Genomic DNA, 16,829 nt, shown 5'->3' with positions numbered 1-16,829 from the left:
GCTGGTGCGATGAATCCGGAGCATCGCCAACTCGATTACGGACTTCGATTCGACTGGGGGTTGCGCGGCGCCGAAGCGATTGCTGCCGGCGTCGATGTGGCAGTGGTGGTAGACGTTCTCTCGTTCACGACGACGCTGAGCGTTGCCGCCGACGCGGGAATCGACGTACTTCCCTTTTCCTGGAACGACGAGCGCGCGGTCGATTACGCGCGTGATGCCGATGCGGTCCTGGCGGTGAGGCGGAGCGTAGCCGCGGAGGGTCAGATCAGTCTGTCTCCCAAGACGATTCGCGAGACCGAGGCGCCAAGTCGGCTGGTGCTGCCGTCTCCGAACGGGTCGACTATCGCGTTTGCGTTGGCGTCCGAGGTTGCGGTGTGTGTCGGCGCTTCATTGAGGAACGCTTATGCCGTCGCGGATTGGATTGTGCACGAACATGGTCCGGGATCGCGGGTTGCGATAGTCGCATCCGGGGAGAAGTGGCCCGGTGGAGAGTTGCGCCCGGCGGTGGAGGATCTGTGGGGTGCCGGTGCGGTTGTCACGGCGTTGACCGCGACTGGTTGGGACGGCCACGTATCGCCCGAGGCTCGGATGGCGGCGGATGCGTGGGCGGCGGTGGCGGATTCGTACGAGGACCGCCTGCGGGACTGTGCCTCAGGACGTGAGTTGATCGCCATGGGGTTTCCACACGACGTCGCCATCGCCTCGGAACTCGACGACAGCGACACCGTACCCGTTCTCGAAGAACGTGTGTTTCGAGGTCAGCGCACCGGGCGTCGGTTGAACAAACTCCGCGCCCAGAGGTAGGAGAGGAAGGTGATGGCGACGCACCATCCGATCGCGAGTATCGCGTTGTTCCCGATAGCTTCGCCGAGAAGAAGTCCTCGAAGAGTCTCGATGATCGGAGTGAACGGCTGATGCTCGGCAAACCATCGCAACACGGTCGGCATCGAGTCGGTGGGGACAAATCCGCTTCCCAGGAAAGGTAAGAGGATCAACACCATTGGAAGATTACTGGCCGTCTCGACGCTCTTGCTGACGAGGCCGAAGGCAACGGACAACCAGATCATCGCGATGGAGACCAGGACGAGGAGAGCAAACGCGGCGACCCACTCCACGAAGCCTGCAGTGGGCCGGAAGCCGACGGCTATCGCCACGGCGATGACTACAACGAGGCTCACGATCGTCTGAAGGAGACTGCCGAGAACGTGACCGGTCAGGACGGACGTGCGCGTGATCGCCATCGTGCGGAATCGTGCAATGATCCCCGCGGTCATATCGGTTGCGACGGAGATGGCAGTACCTTGTGCCGCTGATGCCACAGTCATCAGAATAATCGCCGGTGCAACGTAATTGACGTACTCGGCTCGGCCGCCACCGCCTGGGCCGAGGCCGTTCCCGAGCGTTCCGCCGAGCACGTAGACGAACAGCAGTAGGAAAACGACTGGCATTCCGACGAGCATCACCGTCATCGACGGATATCGAAGGATGTGTCGAATGCTGCGACGCAGCATGGTTTTCGAGTCCTGATAGGCAAGCGTCATGGTGGTCATCGCGCGTCGGTCCTTTCGGTGGCGGTCAGAGTCAGGAACACGTCGTCCAGATCGGGTGTGTGCACGGAGAGTTCCTTGACGTCGATCGAGTGAGCGTCGAGTTGGTCGAGAAGAGAGCGCAGCGAGCGGACACCCCCGTCGCTGGGGACCTGGAGGACATAGGCGGCATCGTCACGTGAAGATTCGTCGAAAACAGCAGCAGCAGAATCGAGCTGATCTCGGTCGAAGAAGTGAAGACGAATGTGGCCGCCGGGGATGTGCCGTTTGAGTTCCGCTGCCGTACCTTGGGCGACGATCCGTCCCTGATCGAGGACGGCGATGTGGTCGGCCAGTTGATCAGCTTCCTCGAGGTACTGGGTCGTGAGGAAGATGGTGACACCGCCCTCGACCAACTCCCGGATGATCTGCCACATGGTGCGTCGGCTCCGGGGGTCGAGGCCGGTGGTGGGCTCGTCCAGGAAGATGATCTCCGGTCGTCCGATCAACGTCATTGCCAGGTCGAGCCGTCGACGCATGCCGCCCGAGTAGGTCGACGCCAGCTTGTCCGCGGAGTCGATCAGATCGAACTTCTTCAGGAGTTCTTCAGTGCGCGTTCGACGTTCGTCCTTGCCGAGATGGTGCAGGTCGGCCATGAGGAGAAGGTTTTCCTCACCGGACAGATAGTCGTCGACCGCTGAGAACTGCCCGGTGACGCCGATGCGCGAACGCACCGCGTCGGGATCGTCGGAAGGGTTGCACCCGGCGATGCGGATGTTGCCGCCGTCTGCCGGAACGAGGGTCGAGAGAATTTCCACGATGGTGGTCTTGCCGGCGCCGTTGGGGCCGAGGAGCGCAAAGACGGTTCCGCGGTCGACGGAGATGTCGATTCCGTCCAGTACCGTCTTGTCGTCGTAGGCCTTCTTCAGGCCCGTCGCGGTGATGGCTGGTTTACGGGACATCAGCGTTCCTTTCGCTAGATCTTCTTGTTGGATTCTTCTCGGGGCTCCGAACGTCGAATGACGATGTCGCCGTAGCTGGTGTGCGCCCGGACGTCTACCCGGCGTTCGGTCGAAGCCGGTCCGTGCGTGGCATTCATCTGGTTGTCGACGCGACCGAAGGACGTGTGAGCGTCGAGTCGCGCGGCGGTTCCGGATCGAACACCGATATGGATTCGTCCGGCGGCCGTCTTTGCGGATACGACTCCACTCTCGATGGCCTCGAAGCGGATGTCGCCGTTGGCGGTTGCGGCGCTCGCATCGGATTCGGCGTGCTCCACGGCGACACTGCCGTTGGCGGTCTTCGCCTTCAGTGCGCCGGTGATCGTGCCGATGTTGATGTCGCCGTTGGAGTTCTTGACCTCCGCGTTGCCGTCGACGCGGCCGATGCGGATGCTTCCGGACCCGGTGCTCGTGTCGATGTCACCGGCCACGTGCTCGACGATGATCGCGCCGGCCCCGGTGCTGACGTTGAGCGGCCCGGTGGTTTCCAGTGTGCAATCGCCCGCGGAAACCTTCACCCGTGATCGTCCGAGAGTGCCTTCGCTACGGAGGCTGGCAACTGCAGCAGTGCCTTCGAGTTCCGAGCCGGAGGGAAGCTGAACGGAGATGTCCACAGATCCTGTCTTCCCGAAGATGCCGAGGCCGCGCTGTTTCGGAGTCTTGATCTGCAGCCGGCCACCTGCGAATTCGACGCGCGTTTGTTCGGCGACTCGAACGTCGACCTCGCGAGACGAGTTGCTGGGCAACACTTCCACGACAGTGTCGTTGCGGTTGCTCGCCGTGATCCGGATGTGTGCGACTGCCACGTCGAAGTTCAAGGTGATGGGGTCAGGTGTGCTGAATGTAGGCATGGTGATACTCCCGATGAGGTTGTCTCGGTTGATGAAAGAGGGTGGTGCGAAAGATGAAGCCGGTGTCAGTGCACCCAGCCGCTGAAGCTTTCGGAACCTTGGGACGTGCGCTGTCTCGGAGTGCTTCTGTTCGCGCCGCCTTCCAGAGCCGTTGCAGCCGAGCGAACCAGCCACGCGTTGACGGAGATCCCGGCTTCCCGGGCCGCCGCCTCGATCCGGTCTTTGAGGTCTTGCCCCAGCCGCAGGTTGATTCGAGTCATCGAGGCGTCGTCGGACTCCGTGACGGGGCGCGGTGCCGGAGTCGGTTCCTCTTCGACGAGGGCCGGAGCCGGTTCACTGATGGCTGGTGCCACCACGAATTCGGGTTCGCGACCCCGCAGGCGCAGGTCCACCGAACCCGGGGCGAGGTCACGCGTGATCTCGGCGGCTGCCGCAGACAATGCGTCGAGAAGGGTGAGTCGCACTGCTGATTCCAGCGGTGCGGTCAAACGATCGGCGAGTGCCTTTGCGTCTTCTCCGCCTGCTTCGGCCGCCACCGCGAGTTCGTGGCGAAGGTTGTCTACGTACGGTGTCAAGTCCATGGCATCACTATGGCACCACTTTGGTGCCACCGCAATAGTTTGGTGGCACATTCGTGTGAATTTGGTGAGAATTGCCAGGTCATCGGGGTGGCTGGCGATTCGGTTCGCGGCAGGCTGGCACACTCGTAAGGGTGAGTCCTGCCGAATCGAACCGCCGACGCCGCATCGTGCTCTGGATTGCCGGGGTGCTCGGCGTCGTGATCGTGGTTGGGGTGGTGGTCGTCGCGGGCGCACCATCGCGGTACCTGCCCTGGGACACGGCTGAGTTCCCGGCGGTGGACGCGAGTGCGCTCACGTCTGATCAAGGTCGGGTGCTCGAGCTACTGCAATCCGAGCATGAGCAGGACCGTCCGGGCACCTTCTATTCCGACGGCATCGACGAAGAGTGGTGCGCCGACTTCGTCAGCTGGATCATGAGGGAAGCGGGTCGACCGTTGTCCAACCCGAACTCCGGAAGTTGGCGCATCCCGGGGGTGTACACCTTGCAGGAGTATTACCAAGGGATCGGCGCGTACGCCGAGAACGGCAGCGGGTACACCCCGAATGTGGGTGATGTGGTGATCTACGACAGTTCGAGATGGGTCGGTCAGCACACCAACATCGTTGTGGCAGTGGACGGCAACTCTGCGATCACGGTTGGCGGCAACGAGTTCGGCAAGGTGCGGGTTCATGATCTGGACTGGCAATCCGACTCTGCCGTCGTGGGATTCGGAAAACTTCACCCCTGATCGTTGCTCTTCGGAGACAAGGCGAACCACCGCGCCGACGCACGTGCCTCGTCGCCTGCGTCGATGTGCAGCGTGTTCGTGCCGGTTCGCACGCTCACCTGCTCACCTCTCTTGATGGGCTGGGTGTACTCGAGGATCGCGCGAAAGGGCCCGCTTCGTAATCTGTCGGGCAGTGCATCTTCCACGGGCTGCCAGTAGATTGCGTTGTTCACGTGATCGAAGGGGTCGAAATCGCTCGAGCGCAACGGGAACGGCGTATCCGCTGACGGCGTCGTGTCCGGGGTCGGGTCGATCCACCGACGCCAGTGAAGATGCTGGTCCACGGCCGTCGATGCCAGGGCAGCGGTGAACTTCTCACTGATGGATGCCGGCATTCCCGTCTTCGGGTCGATGTTGATCCAGAACGCCTCGGTTTCGATCAACCCGCCGCCATCGGATCTGATGCGAACTCGCATCGAACACCACTTGTTCGACAGGCCTGAACACCAGCGCTGCAGGTGAACTCGATCCGGCCAGACGACCGGTTCGAGTACATCGATCACCGTTCTTCGTACCATCCACAGCGGGTGTGTATCCATGGCGCCGCGGTCGACGAGATTGTCGAAGCCCGCGTCTTGGAGGTAGCGCGCGATCGCGTCGAGGCGCAGTTGTTTGTCGGTGTGGATGTCACCCGTACGCACCGGCCACGAGGCCTGGAAGATGCTTCCGGTTGTCGGTAGTTCGGCCATCGCTACGTGGTCGTCGACTTTTGTACGGTTCATCGGATGTGGGCTCCCGGTGTTCGCCTGGTTGGTGGCTTCACGCTTGCGTTACCCGATGGTGGGATCTTGAACCATCGGAGTTCATCGTTTTCTGAATCCAGTTTTCGATGTACTGTCGCACGTATGGATATCGAGGGCGTGGATGTGGTGACCAACGTGGCGGTGCTTGCGAGGTTCGGGCATGCACTGTCCGACGAGACTCGGACCCGGATACTGCTCGAACTGAAGACCGCCCCGCGGTATCCGTCCGACCTCGCTGAAACACTGGCTGTGACCAGGCAGAAGCTGTCCAACCATCTGGCGTGCCTGCGCGGTTGTGGCTTGGTGGTGGCCGTCCCGGAAGGGCGCCGGACCAGATACGAACTCGCCGATGTACATATCGGTCGGGCCCTCGACGACCTGCTCGGGGTCGTACTCGCGGTGGATCCGTCGTACTGCCCGGACAGCGAATCAGAGGGGTGCTGCTGATGGTTGCGCCCGTTGACGGTGTCGGGCTCTCGACTGACCGGCGTGCGCTCTTGTCGAGAAGAATTCGCATCTTCGTGGCGATCACGATCAGCTACAACGTCGTCGAAGCGATCATCGCGCTGGCGGAGGGCACACGGGTGTCGTCCGCAGCACTGTTCGGTTTCGGCCTCGATTCGGTGATCGAAGTGTCCTCGGCGGCAGCGGTTGCCTGGCAGTTCTCGGCGCCGGATCCGACGAGCCGTGAGAAGACGGCACTGCGAGTGATCGCATTCTCGTTCTTCGGGCTCGCTGCGTACGTCTCGTTCGACGCGATTCGGTCGCTGTTCGGTCTGGGTGAAGCTCGGCACACGAGTGTCGGAATAGTATTGGCTGCAGTGAGTTTGGCGATCATGCCGGCTCTGTCCTATGCGCAACGCCGAGCAGGTCGGGAGTTGGGTTCGCTGTCGGCGGTCGCGGATTCGAAGCAGACGCTCCTCTGTACCTACCTTTCTGCGGTCTTGCTGGTCGGTTTGCTGCTCAACTCGGTGCTCGGCTGGTCGTGGGCGGACCCGATTGCGGCACTGGTGATCGCCGTCATCGCCGTGAAGGAAGGCATCAACGCGTGGAAGGGTGATCCGTGCTGCCCGGTTGTGGCTGTGCCCGAGAGCGGTGACGAGTGCGACTGCTGCTGAGTGAACACAGGTGTTGTCGAGTGAGCACTCGCTGCGGTGCGTCAGAGCGGGTGTTCACTCGATGAAAGGCGTGCCGACTTCTGCGCGGCCCTTGATGTGCGCGGCGCGTTGCTCGAGAAGGCGCCGCAGATACGGGCCGACAGCCAACCTCAGTGCCAGGTGTCCGAGCACTCCGAAGGGAGCCGTAACCGTGAAGCGGTCATGCATCCGCGTCCACCCATCCGGCTGAACGTCGAAGACGTGCTCGTGCCGCATTGCGGCAAACGGGCCGCGGACCTGCTCGTCTGTGAACGAGTACGGACGGTTGTACTGCGTGATCCGGCTTGTCATCGAGAATCTCCACCCGAGATGCCGAGCAGTGAACGACACCTCGTCGCCCTCTCCCAGCTTCGATCTACCCGTACTCGTGACTGCCACCTCATCTGTTGCGCGGAGCGAGGCCGAGTGTTCGTCCATGTCGAGTTCGAGATCGAAGATCACCGCCGGTGGAGCATAGATATCGGTGATCACGACTACGGTGTGTTGCACAGTGCCAGTCTGCCAACATTGGTTTGCGATCCCGGCAAGCGGGTACGGGTCGGTGACCTGCGGTTCATCCGCGACGGGTGATGTTTTCGCCTTCCAGCCCCTCGAGACTGAGTAAGGGAAGTGCATTCTGTCGAAAGGAACGCTGATGACTGCTCCACCGCGGGAACCCGCGAATCACCCTGTCCGGCAGGGTTTCGCGGTAGGTACGACGTTTGCAGCAGCAATTCTGCTGCTCACCGCAGGCATTGTCGCTCTGCTTCAGGGCATCGCGGCCGTTGCCGACAACAATCTGTTTGTCGTGGGTATCAACTACACGTACAAGTTCGACATCACGACGTGGGGTTGGATCCACATCATCTTGGGCATCATCGGGATCGTGGTGGCCCTCGGCCTCTTCACCGGTGCAGTGTGGGCCAGGGCGGCGGCAATCGTCATTGCGTCGCTCTCGATCATCGCCAACTTCTTGTGGATGCCGTATTACCCACTGTGGTCGATCCTGGTCATCGCGCTCGATGTCGTTGTGATCTGGGCGGTCGCGACCTGGGACAGGGACAGAGTCTAGGCACCGAACAACCCGAGAGCAGTTGGTCCCGACCGAGTCGACTCGGTCGGGACCATCGCTCGTGCGTGGGACATTTCGACAGGGTGTGGCTCGGATCAGTCTGGTAGTCGACGCATTTCGGCGACGGTCAGGCCGAGGGAATCGAGACGGGCCATGATGCTCCGCATAGCCGTGTGGTCCGCGACGGGTCCGTACAAACTGGTGAACCCGCCGGCCGCACTGGCGACACTGAGTTCAGGAAATGCGGCCTTGACGCGGTCCGACACTTCGCCGTCGATGAGGAATTGATACCGAGTGGGAGCATTCATCAGTATCCGCTCCATTTCGTAGGGCCATGAGGTTCGAGAAGGCGCCGCTCCGAGCCTCGAAATCGCATGTCGTCAAGTGCAATCGGCGTCGCTGCCCGATCCAGGACTCCGCATCCGTGGGATCCAGTCTTACTCGCGTACGCGCTCGGGGCGTCATCCCCTACGGGTGAATGTCGTCGCGGGTCCGTTCATCCCTTTTGTGTGAGGCTCCGCAGAGTCGCCACCCCTAGTGTCGACCGGGAGAGAGAAGAGGTCGGCATGGGATCTGTCATCGGGGATCTGTTACCCCTCGCGGTCGGCGTTGCGGTATCGCCGATCCCGATCATTGCGGCAATCTTGATGTTGTTGTCCAAGCGTGCCGGCAGCACGAGCGTCGGGTTCGCGCTGGGCTGGATACTGGGAATCGTCGTCGCCACCGTGATCTTCGTGCTTCTGTCCAGCAAGCTCGGTGACTCCGAAGGTGATCCGTCAGCGACAGTGTCGTGGATCAAGCTGGCGTTGGGTGTATTGCTTCTTGCGTTCGGAGTCAAGCAATGGCGCGGACGCGGAGGCGAGCACGAAACCCCGAAGTGGATGCACGCCATCGATGACATGACCGCTGTCAAAGGCCTCGGCTTGGGCTTCGCTCTGGCTGCGATCAATCCGAAGAATCTGATGATGTGTATCGCGGCCGGAATCTCGATCGGATCCGCGTCATTGGGCTCCGGAGAAGTTGTTGTCGCCATTCTGGTTTTCACGATCATCGCGGCCTGCACAGTGTGCGTGCCCGTGATCGGCTACCTCGTTGCCGCGGAGCGACTGCGTGGTCCGCTGGCCAAGCTGAAGGTGTGGTTGCAGGACAACAACGCCACGGTGATGAGTGTGTTGATCCTGGTTATCGGTGTTGTTCTCATCGGCAAGGGCATCGGCGGTCTCTGACAACTGGAGGTAGTTATGGGATCGCTGCTACTGCAACAGATCCCGCTGGCGCTCGGGATCATCATGAGCCCGCTGGCGGTTGTCGCCGTTGTGGCCGTACTCTTTTCCGAACGAGCGCGTATCAACAGCATTGCGTACCTGATCGGGTGGTATCTCGGAATAGTTGTCGCGCTGGCCGGTTCGTACGTCATCTTGACCGCACTCCAGGTTCATCAGCGCACACACCCTCCGCTGTGGGTGCCCATCATCCATCTCGTTCTCGGGGCAACTCTGCTGGCGGGTGCCTGGTTCGTCTACTCACGCAGTCGTCGCGGGGTTCAGGCGATGGCGGCTGCAGTTGCCCCTGGCGACGTTGTGGCTGCGGCCCCTCAGCTACCGAAGATGCTGCAATCGGTTGAGCACTTCCAACCAACGCGATCCGGTGTGCTCGGTTTCGCGCTGTTCGTTCTCAACCCCATCGACATGTCGTGTGCCATCGCAGCAGCGATGAACCTTCGTCTCAGCACCGTGGCACCGACGTCGCAGATCGTCTCGGCCGTGATCTTCTCGCTGGTGTCCGTGACCTCGGTCGCGGTACCTGTTGCCCTCCTGCTGATCAAGAAGGACGAGGCAACCGAACCGCTGCTGAAGATCCGCACCTGGATAGCCACCAACACGCACTTGCTGAACGTCGGGCTCCTCGTCCTGATCGCGGCGATGCAGATCAGTAAAGGGGTGCAAGGACTATGAGTGCTCCGCACACGCGGACCTGGTGGGTCTTCGGATCGTTGTCCGACTATCAACGTGCTTGGCTTCGCCCCGACATCATTGCGGGCCTTACGGTGTGGGCTGTCCTTGTTCCGGAAGCGCTCGCGTACGCCACCATCGCCGGAGTTCCGCCGGTGGTCGGGCTTTATGCTGCGGTTCCGTCATTGATTCTGTACGCAGCAGCCGGCAGTTCGCGCCATCTGATCGTCGGGCCGATGTCGGCGACCGCAGCGTTGTCCGCGGCGATGATCGCGCCATTGGCTTCAGGAAACGACGGCCGATTCATCGCGCTGTCGGCGGCATTGGCGATCGTGACCGGGCTCGTCGGATTGCTCGCAGGTTTCATGCGCCTCGGATTCATCGCGTCCTTCATCTCCGAGCCGGTTCTCAAGGGATTCATCGTCGGTCTGGCGCTCACGATCATCATCGGTCAAGTACCCAAACTCCTGGGCGTTGACAAGGGTGAGGGAAACTTCTTCGTCCAGACGTGGACAGTGGTGAAGGAACTGGGTGAGGTCGACCTACCGACCGTGATCATCGGATTGCTCAGCCTGGCAATGGTCCTGGGCGTCAAGCGATGGCTTCCGCTCGTACCGGGTTCGCTCCTCGTCGTGCTGCTGGGCATTACCGCAGTAGCGTTGTTCGGCCTCGACGATCGTGGCATCGACATTGTCGGACACATCGACTCGGGCCTGCCGTCGATGGGCCTGCCGAACGGTGTGGGAGCTGAGGACTACCTCGACCTGGTCGGACCGGCGGTCGGCGTTCTGCTCATCGGTTTCGCCGAAGGTCTTGGCGCTGCAAAGACATACGCGGCCAAGGCCGGCTACACCATCGACGCCAATCGTGAACTGGCAGGACTGGGTGCGGCCAATCTCGGATCGGGTCTCTGCTCGGGAATGGTGGTCAACGGCAGCCTGTCGAAGACCGCCGTCAACGGAGGAGCGGGCGCCAAATCTCAGGTCAGCGGACTGGTGGTCGCGGCACTGACGCTGGTGACACTGCTGTTTCTCACTGGCCTGTTCGAGAAGTTGCCAGAGGCGACGCTCTCGGCTGTGGTCATCGCAGCAGTGATCGAACTGGTCGATTTCTCCTCTCTCGCAGCGCTGTACCGGGTGTGGACGAAGAGGTTGGGCAGTATCTACGGGCACGCTGCCCGGGCCGATTTCGCCGCGGCGATCGCGGCGATGTTCGGGGTTCTCCTCTTCGACACGTTGCCCGGTCTGATCATCGGAATCGCCGTCTCGATGTTGCTGCTCCTGTATCGAGTCTCCAAACCGCACGTGGCTGCTCTGGCCAAGGACGGCACGCGCTGGGTCGACATCAGTGGGCATCCTGATCTGAAGACACTCGACGGCGTCGTAGTGGTCAGGGTCGAAGCGGGGATGTTCTTCGCCAATGCCGATCACGTGCGTGATCAGATCACCGGTCTGGTGACCGCCGGCACCACCATGGTCGTTCTCGACGCCGAGACGTCACCGTTCATCGACGTCAGCGCTGCGCAGATGTTGGCTCAGCTTCGAGATTCGTTGGCACGCAGGAATGTGAGCTTCCGAGTGGCACGCGACATCGGGCAGTTCCGCGACGTTCTGTCCGGTGCCGACCAGGGCGCGCTGAAGGTCGACGTCTATCCGACCGTCTCGCAAGCGCTTGCAGGTCGAGACAACACCTCAGCGTGATGTCCGTAGCCAGATTCCCAGGGGACCGGAATCTTTGGCCACTGATCCGACGATCGACGACGCGACAACCACGATGGCCGAGAAGATGAACAGCCAGCCGATGACGGTGAACATCACGCCCAGAAGACCGAACTCGTCCTGCGACGTCTTTGTCATTCGGGGGAGGAAAAGAGTGCCGGCCACGTGCAGTCCGGTCAGGCCCGTCGCGGTGAGCAATCCTGACCCGACGCACATTCGAGTGGTCATGCGATTGGCCGTCAGCAGCATGGGCACGGCTGTCCACACGAGTGCCCACACGACGTAGACCGCTGTGAATTCCAGGACTCTGCCCACTCCCGGAACACCATTCAGTTCACGGCACAGGGCCGCACCGACCACCGACGCGGCCACGACGCACACTACCGCGAACCACCGCCACGCCTGACGGAGTGTCGCCGTCGGCACGCTCCAGATCCGTCCGTACATCCGGCCGAGAGCGCGAGCGTAGGACGTGGAACTGATCAGCAGCATGAGCAAGCCGACAATCCCGAACGCTGCCGCGGTAGAGGTACTGGTCAATACGGTGTCGGGGAGTTGGACGCCGAGGTCGTCTTTGGCGGCATCAGCCAACGGCTTCAGCTTCTCCAAGGTCGACGCTGCAATCATGACCGGGAGCAATGACGTAAAGGCCTGGGCCGCCAAAGTCATGGCGCTGTCCACGAGCCCGACTTCGAAGACCCCGATGGTTGCATCAGTCGCCAACCGTCGACTGGGTGTACGTCTCGCCCACACGGTCAATCGATCGCGCGTATCGGAATACAGCTTCGGGGGCATGGAAGCAGTCTTGCTCAGATGAGTCCGCCGCGTCGCGCAGCCTTGAGCGCGTCGCGTCGGTTGCTCACTTCCAACTTGCGATAGATCCCGCGAAGATGCGTCTTGATGGTGTTGACGGAAAGGAACAGCGTGTCGGCAATGGACTCGGTGGTGTCTCCGGAAGCCAGTTCACGGAGCACGGTGTATTCGCCTGGCGTGAGGATCGGTGCACTCACCAATTCTTGTGGGCGAATGCGGCTACGTACCTGTTCGGCAAATGCTTCCTGATCGCCGAAATGTCCACTGAACTCGTCGAACACCGGCCGCAGGGATGCGCCGTAGTCGAGGAAGGGGCGTAGCAGGCTACCGGCTTCCGCGGCGCGTAGCGCTTTGTGGAGGGAGCGAAACGACTTGCGCTCGTGACCTGTTGCAGCGTGGATCCCGGCTTCGAGTGTCCAGGCGTAGACGTGATGTGCGAGCAACGGGATTTCGGAGGACCCGAGAGCTTCGGAAACTTCGACGAGTGCTTCCGCGAACTTGTTGGACGAGAAGGCGACGGCACCCCGCGCGAGATGTATCTCCGACGTTTCTCCGAATTGATCGGCTGCGTCACGCACGAGTCTCGCTGCCCATTCCACTTCGCCGACGGAAAGGCATGCGTGGACGACGGGTGGTAGAAGAGCCAAGGTCGCGAACGCGAAGGTACGTAATTCGATCGCGCTGAGCATCGCGTCGCGGACATCGGCGGCGGTCGAGCGTCGGTCGGTCGAGCCGTCGAGACTGTGAAGGCCGAAGGTTACGACGGAGTGCCACCCGAACACCGGCGCGCTGGCGCCGAGAACGTCTGTGCTCCGGTAGTTTCCGATTGTCGGGATGCGGTACGGGAGTTCGCTCGAAGCACAGAGATATGTGGCAAAGGCGGCCACCGACGCGGACAACTCGTACTCCGCAGTCGTCGTGATGCGATGTTCGACTGCGTAGTCGAGAGCGTAGACGGAGTGAGCCCTCATCGCCCCGATGTCTCCGCTGAGAGAAGCTACGTAGCCGAGTCCGGTCAGCGACTTCAAGACGAATCGCGCCCTGCTCCGTATTGTCCCGAGTGCGACGGCTTGAGTGTATTCGACAGTCGCCCTGTCGAACTCACGTCGCAGTAAGTGTGCCGTCGCCAATTCCATGTGTGCGTAGGCTTCGATGTCGGAGTGGGTGCTTTTCTGACGCCGCTCCAGACGTGCCGCCAGCGGCTCGTTGTCGGAAGTCGCCGTAACGCAGGAGATTTCCAGGCTCATCGCCAGGAACAAAGGATCTTCTGCAATCGGTGGATGAGTTGCCTCGAGAAGATCGAGGCACGTAGTCGCCGAGGTCACGTCACCGGAATGGAGGGCCGCCGCCGCCAGCACCAGTCGGGTGATCGGGGATTCCGAAACCTGCGTCGACACCGATTCCAGGACTCGCACGACGTCCCCGCAGTGCCCGTCGAGTACGAGGCCCAGCCCGCAGCGTTCGAGAAACGCGAGAATGCGGCATGGGTCTCCGATCGACACCTCGAGTTCGAGCGCCTCGAGTTCGAAGTGATTGCTTTCGAACCAGGTTGCTGCTCGCAGGTGTACGCGGTTTCTCTCGACGTGATCGACGCGACGGAACTCTGCCCGAAGGTGCTCGCGCAAGAGAGGGTGATAGCTGAACCACGTTGTGTGGTCGGCGGAATCGGTACGGGTCACGGGGAAGTTGAACTGAATCAGCGAGTCGATCTCGGATCGAGCGTTCGAGTCCGTCAGAGTTTCCGCCAGTTGGGCGGAGAAAGAATCGACCACCGATGTTCGCAACATGAACGAGGTGACATGTTCGGGCAAGGACGTCAGTACCTCGTCGACGAGAAAGTCGGCGATCGGGCGGGGTGTGTGCGTGAACTCGTCCAGTGCATCGCCGATGTCACTGCGGCCGGCCAGAAACGCGGCGGTCAGGCGAACGACGGCGCCCCACCCCTTGGTGAAGTTCTCGACGATTGCGAGTTCGTCGTCGCGCAGCGTGATGTCGTACTCGCCGAATATCGCGGTGATCTCGGAGCGATCGAAAGCGAGATCGGTGGATGCAAAGCGGGTGAGTCGGCCGTCGAGAGCCAGACGATGCCACGTGAGCGGTGGTTCGTAGCGGGCGGCAACGATAATCGACAGGTTGCCCGGGGTCTGTGTGAGTATCCGATCGAGGAGACCGATCGACATCGGATCGTGGAGGGTGTGAACGTCGTCGAGGATCAACGTTGTTCGGCGCTCGTGCGTTTCGAGGGTTTCCGCAAAGTGCGCGAGCCACTGCTCGACGGGCGGCCTGGATCCGGTCTGCACGGGGAGCCTCTGGCCGGCCGCATCGCCGGAGGTCGCGATCGCCTCGGCGAGGGATTCACACAGTATCGACACGTTGTTGTCGCGCTCGGCCAATGTCAGCCAGGCCAGCGCAACATCAGGGGAGGCTCGAGAATATTCGCGAGCCCAATCGGCCAGAAGTAGGGTCTTCCCCGCACCGGCCGGAGCCGAGAGCAACCCGACTGGCCCGGGGCCTGAGCCTTTGGTGGCAGTGGATGCGGTGAGTTTGTGGTGCAGGCGCGGACGCGCGACCAGTCCTTTCACGGCAGTTGGCGGGTGAAAACGACCGTTGAGTGCGGCGCCTGGCACGTGGGCTTGCCCGACGCGGTGAGACGCGTCGAGCGTTACTGCAGCGGCATCACGAAATGGGCTGCTCATCCGACTCCTGTTCGACTGGCTGCACTGGACGTGACCGTTGGATCGAAATTTTGAACGAGTTAGATGATGTGAAACTACCCAATTCGGACACCAAATAAGCGTCCAAGCCGAATATTCGGACCAAAGTCCCTGATTTAGCGAGTTTTGAGTTCGATCTCCACGAAGACAGCTTCCGCGCCTGACACGTTGGTGACGTCGTGTACCGTGCCGGCAGTTCCTTGGTATGGCTGACCAGGAGTTTGAGTCATCTCGCGGGTGGAACCATCGGCAGCGGACACGACGAATCGGCCGCCGGTGATCGGTACGACGATGTAGTCGTACTCATGTCGATGGCGGCCGGTGGCGCTGCCGTCGTTCGGAAAGCGCCACGACGTGACGCGCACGCGATCGTCGTCGAGGCTGATGGTCGGCTCTGCTGCGCTCATGTGCTCTACTGCTCCTTCGGTGTGACGCCATGCAGAAGTATGTCCGGCATTCGTTCGACGAGGGGCGCGGATTCGTCCTCGGGCATCAGCATTCTCAGTACCATCGTGCCGCCGACGATGAACAGCATCGTCGCCTGAGCGTCCCGCATCGCGTCGGCATCACCACCGCCCTGGTTCAGCATCTCTGCGAGCATGGCGATGCCGGGGCCACCGAACTCCGACCACAATGTCGACGGCAGGTCGCCGCGCTCTGCGAATGCGGAAAGCAGACCGGGCAGTGCGGCCTTCACCTCGGGTTTTGCAAAGAGTTCCAGGGTGTAGTTACACGAGGCCCGTACCCATTCGTCGGGGTCGGTGGCGTCTGCGACCGGCGGAGACTCGTCGACCCAGCCGAAGACTGCTTCGAAAACCAGGTGAGTCTTGGACGGCCATCGACGGTACAGGGCGGGCTTGCCGACGCCTGCGCGCTCCGAGATCGCCACCATCGTCGTCTTGTCCCAGCCGACCTCGGCAAGCAACTCGCGTGCCGCGGCCAGGGCTGAATCACCGATGGCGGGATCGCGGGGCCTTCCGCGTAGCCGTTCGGTGTCCTCGTCTGGGGTGACGCTGTCCGGGGTGACTTCTTCGAAATCCATTGTGAATAGCGTAACGCAGTGTTACGTTTCTCCATATTCGTAACACGGCGTTACGTTATCCCTCGGGTGCCCTGTGGAGGTGCGCGTCATGACTGAATTGCTCGAAGATTCGACCGTGGTAATTTCCGGCGTCGGAACCGGCTTGGGGCGTGAAATCGCTTTGGCTGCAGTCCGTGACGGGGCCAACGTAGTACTCGGCGCTAGAACCGAAGAGAATCTGAAATCCGTCTGCGAGGAGATCGATCCGACCGGCGCGCACGTCGCCTATTCGGTGACGGACATCGCCGATCCGGAGTCGTGCTCGCGCTTGATCGACACTGCCACCGAACGTTTCGGCCGGGTGGATGCGCTGGTCAACGTCGCGGCCAAGGAGGACGTGTTCGGTGGGCTCGAAGGGGCTGATCTGAGTGCCTGGAAGGCCATGTTGGATGTCAACGTCATCGGAACTCTCACTTTGACGCAGGCGGCGTTGCCGGAATTGAAGAAGCGCGGCGGCTCTGTCGTCATGATCGGGTCGCAGGCCATGTTTCATCCGCAGTTGCCCCAATCGGCATACGCGACGTCCAAGGGTGCGCTGTACGCAGCGATGTGGTCGCTGGCAAAAGAACTGGGACAGTATCGAATCCGTGTCAACACCGTAGTTCCCACGTGGATGTGGGGACCGCCGGTACAGCTCTACGTGGGCCTCGCGGCGGCCGACCGTCGGGTCCCAGAGGAAGACATCATCGCCGAGATCAGCAAGAACATGCCGCTCGGTGAAATCCCGGCAGACGACGACGTAGCGGATGCCGTGGTCTTCTTCGCGTCCAATCGCGCGCGAATGTTGACCGGGCAGACGCTGTTCGTCAACGGCGGCGAGTTCTTCCGCTGATCGTCGATACACCATCTGTTGACTCTGCTCTGGAAAGGACTG

Annotated in this window: 20 protein-coding genes; 9 read left to right on the top strand and 11 right to left on the bottom strand. The window is 61.6% G+C overall.

Features of this window, described 5'->3' with window-relative positions:
- The first annotated feature begins 9 nt into the window (after positions 1-9).
- Complete coding sequence (locus RWT78_RS02675; RefSeq protein WP_314673652.1) at positions 10-804, top strand: 2-phosphosulfolactate phosphatase; 795 nt, start codon at positions 10-12, stop codon at positions 802-804.
- Here the strand turns inward: RWT78_RS02675 and RWT78_RS02670 are convergent.
- The 4 genes from RWT78_RS02670 to RWT78_RS02655 all read right to left on the bottom strand — a co-directional run bounded on the left by RWT78_RS02670 (position 759) and on the right by RWT78_RS02655 (position 3,959).
- Positions 759-1,550: an ABC transporter permease gene (locus RWT78_RS02670; RefSeq protein ID WP_314673650.1), complete on the bottom strand. Its 792-nt coding sequence runs from the start codon at positions 1,548-1,550 to the stop codon at positions 759-761. The genes RWT78_RS02675 and RWT78_RS02670 overlap by 46 nt on opposite strands.
- Positions 1,547-2,488 carry a daunorubicin resistance protein DrrA family ABC transporter ATP-binding protein gene (locus RWT78_RS02665; RefSeq protein ID WP_003943148.1) on the bottom strand — a complete coding sequence of 314 codons (942 nt, stop codon included), beginning with the start codon at positions 2,486-2,488 and terminating at the stop codon, positions 1,547-1,549. Before RWT78_RS02665 ends, RWT78_RS02670 begins: the two co-directional genes overlap by 4 nt.
- Before the next feature lie 14 nt (positions 2,489-2,502).
- Entirely contained in the window at positions 2,503-3,378 is an 876-nt protein-coding gene (locus RWT78_RS02660) for a DUF4097 family beta strand repeat-containing protein (RefSeq protein ID WP_314673647.1), read from the bottom strand.
- Positions 3,379-3,443: 65 nt separating this feature from the next.
- Positions 3,444-3,959 (bottom strand): toxin-antitoxin system HicB family antitoxin, encoded by a 516-nt coding sequence (locus RWT78_RS02655; protein WP_003942892.1) that lies wholly within the window; start codon positions 3,957-3,959, stop codon positions 3,444-3,446.
- A gap of 131 nt (positions 3,960-4,090) precedes the next feature.
- On the opposite strand from RWT78_RS02655, the gene RWT78_RS02650 reads away from it, so the two are divergent.
- Complete coding sequence (locus RWT78_RS02650; RefSeq protein WP_314673645.1) at positions 4,091-4,687, top strand: CHAP domain-containing protein; 597 nt, start codon at positions 4,091-4,093, stop codon at positions 4,685-4,687.
- Here RWT78_RS02650 and RWT78_RS02645 read toward each other — a convergent pair.
- Positions 4,678-5,448: an acyl-[acyl-carrier-protein] thioesterase gene (locus tag RWT78_RS02645; RefSeq protein WP_003943026.1), complete on the bottom strand. Its 771-nt coding sequence runs from the start codon at positions 5,446-5,448 to the stop codon at positions 4,678-4,680. The two genes, RWT78_RS02650 and RWT78_RS02645, sit on opposite strands and share 10 nt — an antisense overlap.
- Before the next feature lie 123 nt (positions 5,449-5,571).
- Between RWT78_RS02645 and RWT78_RS02640 the strand changes: the two genes are divergently transcribed.
- Positions 5,572-5,916 (top strand): helix-turn-helix transcriptional regulator, encoded by a 345-nt coding sequence (locus RWT78_RS02640; protein WP_007730375.1) that lies wholly within the window; start codon positions 5,572-5,574, stop codon positions 5,914-5,916.
- On the top strand, positions 5,916-6,587 hold the full coding sequence (locus tag RWT78_RS02635) for a cation transporter (RefSeq protein ID WP_314673639.1): 672 nt from the start codon (positions 5,916-5,918) through the stop codon (positions 6,585-6,587). Before RWT78_RS02640 ends, RWT78_RS02635 begins: the two co-directional genes overlap by 1 nt.
- A 54-nt stretch (positions 6,588-6,641) precedes the next feature.
- Here the strand turns inward: RWT78_RS02635 and RWT78_RS02630 are convergent, their stop codons facing one another.
- Positions 6,642-7,115 carry an SRPBCC family protein gene (locus tag RWT78_RS02630; protein WP_314673636.1) on the bottom strand — a complete coding sequence of 158 codons (474 nt, stop codon included), beginning with the start codon at positions 7,113-7,115 and terminating at the stop codon, positions 6,642-6,644.
- A 145-nt stretch (positions 7,116-7,260) separates the two neighbouring features.
- Between RWT78_RS02630 and RWT78_RS02625 the strand changes: the two genes are divergently transcribed.
- On the top strand, positions 7,261-7,677 hold the full coding sequence (locus RWT78_RS02625; protein WP_003943077.1) for a hypothetical protein: 417 nt from the start codon (positions 7,261-7,263) through the stop codon (positions 7,675-7,677).
- Positions 7,678-7,772: 95 nt separating this feature from the next.
- On the opposite strand, the gene RWT78_RS02620 is transcribed toward RWT78_RS02625, so the two are convergent.
- On the bottom strand, positions 7,773-7,985 hold the full coding sequence (locus RWT78_RS02620) for a hypothetical protein (protein WP_003943015.1): 213 nt from the start codon (positions 7,983-7,985) through the stop codon (positions 7,773-7,775).
- A 258-nt stretch (positions 7,986-8,243) separates the two neighbouring features.
- Between RWT78_RS02620 and RWT78_RS02615 the strand changes: the two genes are divergently transcribed.
- The 3 genes from RWT78_RS02615 to RWT78_RS02605 are packed head-to-tail and all read left to right on the top strand — an operon-like array spanning position 8,244 to position 11,329.
- Complete coding sequence (locus RWT78_RS02615; RefSeq protein ID WP_003942903.1) at positions 8,244-8,903, top strand: GAP family protein; 660 nt, start codon at positions 8,244-8,246, stop codon at positions 8,901-8,903.
- A gap of 15 nt (positions 8,904-8,918) precedes the next feature.
- The gene (locus RWT78_RS02610; RefSeq protein ID WP_003943110.1) at positions 8,919-9,632 is read left to right on the top strand and encodes a GAP family protein; all 714 of its coding nucleotides are present in this window, start codon (positions 8,919-8,921) and stop codon (positions 9,630-9,632) included.
- Positions 9,629-11,329, top strand: a complete 1,701-nt coding sequence (locus tag RWT78_RS02605; RefSeq protein WP_003942854.1) for a SulP family inorganic anion transporter — start codon at positions 9,629-9,631, stop codon at positions 11,327-11,329. The genes RWT78_RS02610 and RWT78_RS02605 overlap by 4 nt, the downstream gene beginning before the upstream one ends.
- On the opposite strand, the gene RWT78_RS02600 is transcribed toward RWT78_RS02605, so the two are convergent.
- The 4 genes from RWT78_RS02600 to RWT78_RS02585 form a co-directional block, all read right to left on the bottom strand.
- Entirely contained in the window at positions 11,321-12,142 is an 822-nt protein-coding gene (locus tag RWT78_RS02600; protein ID WP_003942972.1) for a hypothetical protein, read from the bottom strand. The two genes, RWT78_RS02605 and RWT78_RS02600, sit on opposite strands and share 9 nt — an antisense overlap.
- A gap of 14 nt (positions 12,143-12,156) precedes the next feature.
- A complete protein-coding gene (locus RWT78_RS02595; RefSeq protein WP_314673629.1) occupies positions 12,157-14,856 on the bottom strand; it encodes a LuxR C-terminal-related transcriptional regulator in 2,700 nt (899 codons plus the stop codon).
- 134 nt (positions 14,857-14,990) lie between these two features.
- Complete coding sequence (locus tag RWT78_RS02590) at positions 14,991-15,281, bottom strand: hypothetical protein (RefSeq protein ID WP_003943106.1); 291 nt, start codon at positions 15,279-15,281, stop codon at positions 14,991-14,993.
- 5 nt (positions 15,282-15,286) lie between these two features.
- Entirely contained in the window at positions 15,287-15,916 is a 630-nt protein-coding gene (locus RWT78_RS02585) for a TetR/AcrR family transcriptional regulator (RefSeq protein WP_314673626.1), read from the bottom strand.
- Between the two features lie 88 nt (positions 15,917-16,004).
- Here RWT78_RS02585 and RWT78_RS02580 point away from each other — a divergent pair, with 88 nt between their 5' ends.
- Positions 16,005-16,787: an SDR family oxidoreductase gene (locus RWT78_RS02580; protein ID WP_003942911.1), complete on the top strand. Its 783-nt coding sequence runs from the start codon at positions 16,005-16,007 to the stop codon at positions 16,785-16,787.
- Positions 16,788-16,829 lie beyond the last annotated feature (42 nt).

The organism is uncultured Rhodococcus sp. (assembly GCF_963525155.1).
GTDB lineage: Bacteria > Actinomycetota > Actinomycetes > Mycobacteriales > Mycobacteriaceae > Rhodococcus_F > Rhodococcus_F qingshengii.
The sequence above is the reverse complement of the archived record's forward strand: the minus strand, read 5'-3'. Positions and strand labels throughout refer to the sequence as shown.

Excerpts from the sequence above, each read along its gene's own strand:
- RWT78_RS02605 (WP_003942854.1), top strand. The coding sequence starts at position 9,629 with ATGAGTGCTCCGCACACGCGGACCTGGTGGGTCTTCGGATCGTTGTCC.
- RWT78_RS02670 (WP_314673650.1), bottom strand. The coding sequence starts at position 1,550 with ATGACCACCATGACGCTTGCCTATCAGGACTCGAAAACCATGCTGCGT.
- RWT78_RS02610 (WP_003943110.1), top strand. The coding sequence starts at position 8,919 with ATGGGATCGCTGCTACTGCAACAGATCCCGCTGGCGCTCGGGATCATC.
- RWT78_RS02640 (WP_007730375.1), top strand. The coding sequence starts at position 5,572 with ATGGATATCGAGGGCGTGGATGTGGTGACCAACGTGGCGGTGCTTGCG.
- RWT78_RS02585 (WP_314673626.1), bottom strand. The coding sequence starts at position 15,916 with ATGGATTTCGAAGAAGTCACCCCGGACAGCGTCACCCCAGACGAGGAC.
- RWT78_RS02665 (WP_003943148.1), bottom strand. The coding sequence starts at position 2,488 with ATGTCCCGTAAACCAGCCATCACCGCGACGGGCCTGAAGAAGGCCTAC.
- RWT78_RS02580 (WP_003942911.1), top strand. The coding sequence starts at position 16,005 with ATGACTGAATTGCTCGAAGATTCGACCGTGGTAATTTCCGGCGTCGGA.
- RWT78_RS02635 (WP_314673639.1), top strand. The coding sequence starts at position 5,916 with ATGGTTGCGCCCGTTGACGGTGTCGGGCTCTCGACTGACCGGCGTGCG.
- RWT78_RS02625 (WP_003943077.1), top strand. The coding sequence starts at position 7,261 with ATGACTGCTCCACCGCGGGAACCCGCGAATCACCCTGTCCGGCAGGGT.
- RWT78_RS02655 (WP_003942892.1), bottom strand. The coding sequence starts at position 3,959 with ATGGACTTGACACCGTACGTAGACAACCTTCGCCACGAACTCGCGGTG.
- RWT78_RS02615 (WP_003942903.1), top strand. The coding sequence starts at position 8,244 with ATGGGATCTGTCATCGGGGATCTGTTACCCCTCGCGGTCGGCGTTGCG.
- RWT78_RS02590 (WP_003943106.1), bottom strand. The coding sequence starts at position 15,281 with ATGAGCGCAGCAGAGCCGACCATCAGCCTCGACGACGATCGCGTGCGC.
- RWT78_RS02595 (WP_314673629.1), bottom strand. The coding sequence starts at position 14,856 with ATGAGCAGCCCATTTCGTGATGCCGCTGCAGTAACGCTCGACGCGTCT.
- RWT78_RS02600 (WP_003942972.1), bottom strand. The coding sequence starts at position 12,142 with ATGCCCCCGAAGCTGTATTCCGATACGCGCGATCGATTGACCGTGTGG.
- RWT78_RS02620 (WP_003943015.1), bottom strand. The coding sequence starts at position 7,985 with ATGAATGCTCCCACTCGGTATCAATTCCTCATCGACGGCGAAGTGTCG.
- RWT78_RS02660 (WP_314673647.1), bottom strand. The coding sequence starts at position 3,378 with ATGCCTACATTCAGCACACCTGACCCCATCACCTTGAACTTCGACGTG.
- RWT78_RS02675 (WP_314673652.1), top strand. The coding sequence starts at position 10 with ATGAATCCGGAGCATCGCCAACTCGATTACGGACTTCGATTCGACTGG.
- RWT78_RS02645 (WP_003943026.1), bottom strand. The coding sequence starts at position 5,448 with ATGAACCGTACAAAAGTCGACGACCACGTAGCGATGGCCGAACTACCG.